The sequence below is a fragment of the Acaryochloris sp. IP29b_bin.148 genome (assembly GCF_028285565.1).
Lineage (GTDB): Bacteria > Cyanobacteriota > Cyanobacteriia > Thermosynechococcales > Thermosynechococcaceae > Acaryochloris.
Genome location: NZ_JANQOY010000044.1, coordinates 1 through 2451 on the forward strand (window position 1 = coordinate 1; position 2451 = coordinate 2451).

2 protein-coding genes are annotated in these 2451 nt (G+C 49.0%); both read right to left on the reverse strand.

Going from position 1 to position 2451, the window contains the following annotated elements; all coding sequences use genetic code 11:
* Nucleotides 1–109: 109 nt before the first annotated feature.
* A complete protein-coding gene (locus tag Q0986_RS04660; protein WP_299404801.1) occupies nt 110–715 on the reverse strand; it encodes a hypothetical protein in 606 nt (201 codons plus the stop codon).
* A 206-nt stretch (nt 716–921) separates the two neighbouring features.
* A partial coding sequence (locus tag Q0986_RS04665; protein ID WP_299404805.1) for a glycoside hydrolase family 9 protein occupies nt 922–2451 on the reverse strand: 1530 nt, incomplete at its 5' end.

Sequence of the window (2451 nt, forward strand, 5' to 3'; positions counted from 1 at the left end):
CCACGGAAAGGTGAGAGGCTATTTGGATCCGTTTTGGCATGATAATTAAGCTAATCTCATTCCTCTATACTATGGGTGATTAAACGGATTTTATATTATTACCTAACCTTCAAGCATTCCGCGCTCGACAAAACAAATTAGGAAGTTGTCTCCGCAAAAACGTGTAGCCAAAGGTAAACCAGTAAAAGCCATTTACCAACACCACCAACCCTTGGCCCCACATATTACCCAAGATCGGAAACGTCAACACAGAAGTCCCCAACACCAACAGCATCTCTACAAACGCCACTTGCCGACCATAATGTTTCGGGTCCCAATAAGATAGGGGACTAATCAGTCGATATTGACTCAGCGGCAAAAAATGCTTGTGGGCATCGTCATTATGAACTGGCAAATCGCCTAAAGAATGCAAAATCATACTGATAAAAAACAATGCCGCAGGCATCCACCCTAGTTGCCAACAGCCCCAGGCAGCCAGCCCCGCCAACGGAATAGAATGGCATAGATCGATGCAGGTTTGCCAAAAGGGATGATAGTAGGCTTCTGTCCAGATTTGACCTTCCGGTAATTTCCGAACCCCTTTCACCCAGGCATAAAACACAAACATCGGCAGATCCGGGGCAATGGCTCCTGCCGTCACTGCCAACACCGCTGGCTGCTCTGTCACATTCATCAGTAGCGCAAGGTTGATAATCGCGTGGCTGGGCGTGTTCACGGGCTTTATTCAGGCAATTCAGTATGATTCAAGATAACATTCAGTGAGTTAACGCTTCACAGCCTCTGATGAAAACGTGGATCAGGATTGACTGCTCTGCATTAGGCCCACCCGGCCCCCCTTTCTTGAATGCTGAAGGCTATATTCTGGGGGGAGAATGCTGTGTTATAGCCTTCAGCATTCAAGGAGTTGTTGCAAGAGTTCCGCTAAGACGTCTCCAACAGCATCCCCAAAAGAGTGATTAAGGGAGCGTTATAGTCAATGGCATACTCATTGGTGGCATAGGACTTTTCGCTGTCGAGATAGCTGCGAATGCCTAACCCTTTGGGGGCAATATTATCCTGGGCTCCATCATTGGGACCCCCTACGACTAACCCCGGAATTTTGATTTGCTTCGCTCTGGCAAAGAGGTGGTTCACCTTTGCCACAGGATGAGTACCCACACCCGTGACAAAGGTTTGATCAAAGTGATTTCGACCCATCATGTAGTGGAGCTGATCGAGGGCAGCTTCTTTATATCTCTGTTCTTGGGTGAGGTGATAGGCGTGGACTAAGGTAATGCCTTCTTCGACCGTCATTTTGTTGGACCCCCAAATAAAGCGATGGTTGGCTAGCCGATAGCCACTCCCTTCGACCCGCTCCATAATTTGATCGGCACGGCCTAGGAGTTTTTCTTGAATTTGGGGTTTGAGCTGGTTGGGGTCTGTTTTGGCATAGAGGAAATAATCGACCATGCCTAGGGCGGAGGTATCCTTCCATTCGTAGAGATTAAAAGGCATCTGGTCGAAATGATCCACCAGATATTGCTCAAACTTTGAGTCTCCAGTGGTCAGGAATAATTCGGCGGCGGCCCAGTAGCGATCGTCGATATCTGTTTTCAGGCTATCCTCAACGTCAATTTCAGACAGAAGATACTTACCGGAACCGCTATCGTCGCCATCAATCCAGCCTTCTTGCATTTGATCTTGAGTCTGCAAATAGTCCCAGGCTAGCTGAGCGGCATCTAGATAGGTTTTGGCCTGTTGGGGATCTTTGTAAATCCGCCCCGCCATGGCCATCACTGCGGCAAATTTCCCGGTTTCAGGAGTAGACACGCCGTACAGGTAGCGGGTTTGCTGGTCTTCATCGGGAGCTTTGCCAATCGGCCATTCTTTGCCTGACAGCTTGCGATAGACCCCACCATCTTGGCGCTGGGTGGAGAGTAGCCAGTCTAGACCGACTTTCGTCTCATCTAGTAGATCGGGAGCCTGGTTGCCACTTTCGGGAATATCTAACTGGTCGTCGGTAAAGTTTTGGGGATATTGCTCGTACAGACTAAATAAGCTGCCGATGGTGACCGTTGTGGTTGCACCGTATTTGCCGTAGTCTCCTGCATCATGCCAGCCCCCTTGGCTTTGCACCGTATCTCCTGCTTTGTGAAAGGCGTCATCATGGGCGATTACGGCATCTTTGAGATGACAGGGAGGATGATAAATCCCGGTGATTGGATCAAAGATGGCGACGCCACAGCGCTGTAAATAATAGGTGCGCAAGAGCTTGGTAAAGGTGTCTTGATAGATATTCTGGCCAATTTGGAAGGGGACTGACTTTAAATCGCCCGCTTGGAGGTAGTATTCACCGGATTTTTTGAAGTTGGAAAAGTCTAGGGTTTGGATGCGATCGCGACTCTGTTCATCCAGTTCAGCAGGCCCAGGCTGGATTGTAGCGACTGTTTTCCCCGATTGCCGATCAATGAC